Annotated in this window: 4 protein-coding genes; 1 reads left to right on the forward strand and 3 read right to left on the reverse strand. The window is 75.6% G+C overall.

The window, feature by feature from the left end:
* Window positions 1-271 precede the first annotated feature (271 nt).
* On the forward strand, window positions 272-832 hold the full coding sequence (locus HCN56_RS23815; RefSeq protein WP_167974449.1) for a hypothetical protein: 561 nt from the start codon (window positions 272-274) through the stop codon (window positions 830-832).
* Window positions 833-920: 88 nt separating this feature from the next.
* Here HCN56_RS23815 and HCN56_RS23820 read toward each other — a convergent pair whose 3' ends face one another.
* The 3 genes from HCN56_RS23820 to HCN56_RS23830 form a co-directional block, all read right to left on the reverse strand.
* Window positions 921-1,781 carry an STM4011 family radical SAM protein gene (locus tag HCN56_RS23820; RefSeq protein ID WP_167974455.1) on the reverse strand — a complete coding sequence of 287 codons (861 nt, stop codon included), beginning with the start codon at window positions 1,779-1,781 and terminating at the stop codon, window positions 921-923.
* 206 nt (window positions 1,782-1,987) lie between these two features.
* Entirely contained in the window at window positions 1,988-3,466 is a 1,479-nt protein-coding gene (locus HCN56_RS23825; RefSeq protein ID WP_167974451.1) for an STM4012 family radical SAM protein, read from the reverse strand.
* Window positions 3,463-4,314, reverse strand: coding sequence for an STM4013/SEN3800 family hydrolase (locus HCN56_RS23830; RefSeq protein WP_167974453.1), 852 nt, complete (start codon window positions 4,312-4,314; stop codon window positions 3,463-3,465). The genes HCN56_RS23825 and HCN56_RS23830 overlap by 4 nt, the downstream gene beginning before the upstream one ends.
* Between the last annotated feature and the right edge of the window lie 329 nt (window positions 4,315-4,643).

The raw sequence follows: 4,643 nt of genomic DNA on the forward strand, positions 1-4,643 counted from the left end.
GTCCCGGGGCGCGCCCCGGGTGGCGACGGGGACGGGCGGCGCCACGACCCGGGCCCGGGCACCGCTCCGCAGTAGCGCAGCCGTCGGCCGCCGCAGCGGACGGCGCCCGCGAACGGCTGCCGCACGTCGCCGTCGTGCCGGTGGTACCCGCAGCGTGGCGGTCCCGGCGCACGAGGCGTCCGGTTGTCCCGCCACGGAAGGCACCGCGCGATGATCCGACCCACCCTGGCCGACTGCGTCCCCCTCGATGTCTTCGGGGTCACCTGCGTGCGTGGCCCTGCCAGGGCCGGGGTGCTCGACCGGCTCACCGCCGGCGGCAGCGCCGCCCCCCCACCCGCACCGCACCGGGCAGGGGGCTGTCGAGCGGTTCGGCCCTGGCAGCCCTGCGGTGCGGGTGTGCGCCGAGGGCGAGTGGACCTTCCTCATCGATGTGGCCGGCCACGGGCTCCTGACCGAGCCGGCGGAGGTCTCCCGGCTGTTGGCCGGCGGGGAGGCCGTCTCGGTCCACAAGGTGCCGGACGGTCACACGGTCGTCTCCCACGCTCGTGACGGCGTGCTGCCGGCCCACATCGACGCCTGGGCCGTCCACCTCACCAGCGGGGCGGACCCCTCCCTCATGAACCGCGCCCTGACCACGGCCGGCTTCTTCCGGTACGGCGAGTGGGACGACAGCGACGACACCGGCAGCGAGGAGTTCGACGAGGGGTGGGTGGTGCCGTCATTCGCGGCGCTGGTTGCCTTCGAGCGGGAGTTCGGGGCGCATCTGCCGCCCGAGACGGCCGCAGGCCCCCTGCCGGGGGTCGACCTGACTCACCTGCGCGCACGGGCGTGACCGGTGGCGGATCGGGGGCGCGGCGCCGCGTGCCCGATCCGCCACCGTACCGGCGCCGCGGCCGGTCGGCCGAACGGCCGGACGCCCGTCACCAGTCGGCGGGGATGCGCTCCAGCACCCCGCCGGCGAAGACGTCGTACAGCGGCAGCGTCTCCAGGTGGACGTAGCCGATGTGGCAGTCGCAGACCTGCGACGGGCAGGGGCGCGGGCGCAGCGCGGCGCGGTAGCTGCCGTCGTAGAGGTTGCCGAGCTCCTCCCGCACGAAGTGGCAGCGGCGCACGGTGCCGTCGCCATCGACCGAGATCACCGACTCCCCGGTGCGGCACGGCCGTCCGGCGCTGGGGTGGGCGTGGCGGCTCCAGGAGAACAGCGGGTCGACCGCCGTCCACCGCGCGGCCTCCTCGTCGGTGTAGCTGTGGCCCTCGGCGGCGTTGATCCACAGGTAGACGTGCTCCGGCAGCTCGGCCCGCAGCCGGCGGGCGGCGTCCAGGTGCTCGGGCAGGCCGACCACGCCGACGCTGTGCCGCACGCCGTCCGCGGCCAGTCGCCGGCTCTTGGCGACGAACCGTTCGTACGGCGTCTGGCCCGGGTGGTAGGTGCACCACAGTGCGAGGGTGTCGAGGTCGGCCTCGGCGGTCCAGGCCGTCCGCCCGCTGAGGTTGGTCTGGATCGCGACGCGTCGGATGTGCGGCAGGTGCGACAGCTCGGTGAGCGCCCGCCGGTACCAGGACCGCACCAACCCCTCGCCCCACGGGGTGAAGAGGAGCGACAGCCGGTCCTCGGTGCGGGAGGCGGCCCAGGCCGCGAACCGTTCCAGCGCGGCGCGGTCGGTGCGGAGCTGCTCGGTGGAGTCGCGTCGCTTGGCGAACGGGCAGTAGGGGCAGTCGTAGTCGCACGAGGCGAGCGGGCCCCGGTAGAGGACGGTGAGGTCGACGCCCGCCTCCGGCACGGCCCCGTGGTCCGGTGACGCGGCGGAGGGGACGCACGCGGTGGACGCGGCGGGCACCGGCCGGCGGCCGAGCGTCAGCCACTGCGCCCCGCCGGGCGCGGCGTCGGCCCCGCTCCGGCCCGCGCAGCGGGGAGGAGCCGAGGGGGCCGGCACCGAGGGAGCGCCGTCGGGCGAGTCGGGTACGCCGGCGGGCCGGTCGGCGGTGCTCATCGCTGCTCGTAGCTGTCCATGGCGGTGCGCACCGCCGGGGAGAACAGGGCCGGGCCGATCGCATCGGAATGCGCCAGCCCCTCCGGCGTCAGCTGCAACCTGCCGCCGCCCGCGGCCGTCGTCAGCCACCCCCGGTCGTCGAAGCCGCGCGTCTCCGCCGGGAAGTCCTCCCGCGGGTCGGTGCCGAACCGGCGGCGGTAGTCGGCGAGGTCCATGCCGTCCGCCTGGAGCAGCGACTGGAGCAGGTGCCGCCGCCGCGCCTCACCGGCGTCCATCCAGCGGCCGACCTCGGCACGGGTGAAGTCCGGTGCGGTGACGTACGTGTCGATGATGGACCGGATGGCGGGCATCGCCACGGCGTAGCCGAAGGAGTAGTGCAGCCGCGAGGTGTAGGAGCGGGCCCCGCAGCCCAGGCCGACCATGCCGTCGGTCTGGCAGGCGTAGTCGTCCTCCCCTGTGGCGGGCGCGTCGAGACGGCGGAACTGCCGCATCGACGCCTGGCGGTAGCCGGCCGCCAGCAGCCGGTCCCGGCCGTGGCGGTAGAGGCGGAGCCGGTGTTCGTCCCATTCGGGGTGCGGCGAGCCGCCCGCGGCGTGCGACGGCCCGAGCGCGCGGCCGGACCCGCCGGCCCCGTCCGGCCCGCGGCGGCCCAGGCCGGTGCCGGGGCGGACGTACAGCGGGTACAGGTACAGCTCCTCCGGCCGCCACCCCAGCGCGGCGTCGAGCGAGACGTCGAAGCTCTGCTCGGACTGGCCGTCGATGCCGTAGATCAGGTCGATGTTGAGGGTGGGGATGCGGGCGTCCCGGATGTGGCCGAGCGCCGCCTCGACCTCCGCCCGGCGCTGCGGCCGGACGGCGGCCCGGGCCTCCGCGTCGACGAAGCTCTGCACCCCGATGCTGACCCGGGTGGCGCCGCGGTCCGCCAGGACGGCCATCCGGTCCGCGGTGGCCGTCGACGGTGAACTCTCCACCGACAGCGGGATGTCCGCGAGGGAGGCGCCCATCCGCAGCTCGGCGATGTCGCAGAGCCGCTCCAGCTCCGCCGCGGTCAGGAACGTCGGCGTACCGCCGCCGAACGCCGCGGTCGCGAACCGCGCGTCGGGTTCCAGCGCCTCCCGTACCGACACCGCCTGCCGGTCGAGGGCGTCGAGGTAGGCGTCTGTCATCCCCTCCGGCGCTCCGATGCGGGTGAAGAGGTTGCAGAAGCCGCAGCGGACCTCGCAGAACGGTATGTGCGCGTACAGCGAGAGCGCTTCCTGCGGCTCGCCCTGCCACAACCCGCGGAGGGTCGGCCTCTCCGGCAGCGGCCGGTAGGCCGTCTTGTGCGGGTAGGCGTAGACGTAGGACTGGTAGGGGCTGCCCACCGGCCCCGCGGCCACCCCGCCGGGGCGGTCGAGGGCGTCGGGGGCGTGGGGGCGGTCGAGGGCGTGGGGACCGCCGGTACCGCCGAGGCCGTCAGCTGTCGTGGTGCTCATGGGGCCTCGGTTCCGGAGGTGTCGGCGGGCTGCGGCGGTCCCTCCGCCGGGCCGGGCAGGGAGAAGTGCGCGTAGGGCACCGTCCAGACCACGGGGTGGCCGATGCGGTGACCGGTGTGGCCGTCCTCCCCGTAGGCGGTGCCGTGGTCGGAGCAGACGATGGCGAAGCAGCGGCGGCGCGAGGACATGGCGGCGAACAGCCGGCCGATGTGCCGGTCCACGTACTCCAGGGCGGCGGCGTGGGTGGCGCGGCTGTCGCCGGCCTCCTCCGTGGCGCCCGGGGTGTGGAACCAGTTCGGCTGGTGCAGGGCCGCGACGTTGACGAAGAGGAAGAGCCGCTGCTCCTCGGGGACCCGCGCCACCAGGCGCTCGGCACACGCGACCTGCGCTTCGAAGGACTCCGGGGAGGCGACCCCGAAGGACCGCTCCCAGTGACTCTCCTGGAACAGCCCCGGCAGCACCGTGCCCAGCGGCCCCTGCTTGTTGAAGAAGCCGACACCGCCGATGCAGGCGGTGTGGTAGCCGGTGGCGGCCAGTCCGCTGACGAAGTCGGGGGTGTCGTGCACGAAGGTGCGGGGCGCCGTGCTCTCACTGCCCGCGAACCGCGCGGCGAAGAGCCGGGGATGCACGCCCGGCTCGGCCGGGGTGGGAAGGAACCCGGCGAAGATCGCCTGGTGGGAGGCGTAGGTGAAGCTGCCCGGGGCGTGCCGCTCCTCCCAGACGCCGCCGGGGAGGTGCCGGGCGAGGTTGGGGATGCGGCCGGCCTCGGCCAGTTCGACCGCGACGTCGTGGCGCAGGGTGTCCAGGGTGACCAGCAGCAGGTCGTCCCGGCCGACGATCTCGTTCATGTCGGGACCGGCGGGCTCCGGCTCGCGCGGCTCGGGCGCGGCCGACGGGACGTCACCCGCCGTGCCGGTCGCCGCGTAGGGGGCCGTGACCGTCGGCTCGCGGGTCGCATCGGGGGCCGGCGCGGTGCGGGTTGCGGCGACCCGGACAGCCGCGGCGCGGGAGACACGGGCGGGTGCCCCGGCAGGACCGGTGTCGGCGGGCGCGGGCGCGGCGGGGGCCGGGGTGGTAGCCGGGGTGGTGGCCGGGGTGGTGGCCGCTGGGCACGGTGCTGCCGGGGCTGTTCCAGGAGAGTCACTGGGAGCGGTCCTTCGGGGTCGCCTCCCCGGAG

The organism is Streptomyces lonarensis (assembly GCF_012033735.1).
Taxonomy (GTDB): Bacteria; Actinomycetota; Actinomycetes; order Streptomycetales; family Streptomycetaceae; genus Streptomyces; species Streptomyces lonarensis.

Coding starts and splice junctions, on each gene's coding strand:
- HCN56_RS23825 (WP_167974451.1), bottom strand. CDS start 3,466: ATGAGCACCACGACAGCTGACGGCCTCGGCGGTACCGGCGGTCCCCAC.
- HCN56_RS23830 (WP_167974453.1), bottom strand. CDS start 4,314: ATGAACGAGATCGTCGGCCGGGACGACCTGCTGCTGGTCACCCTGGAC.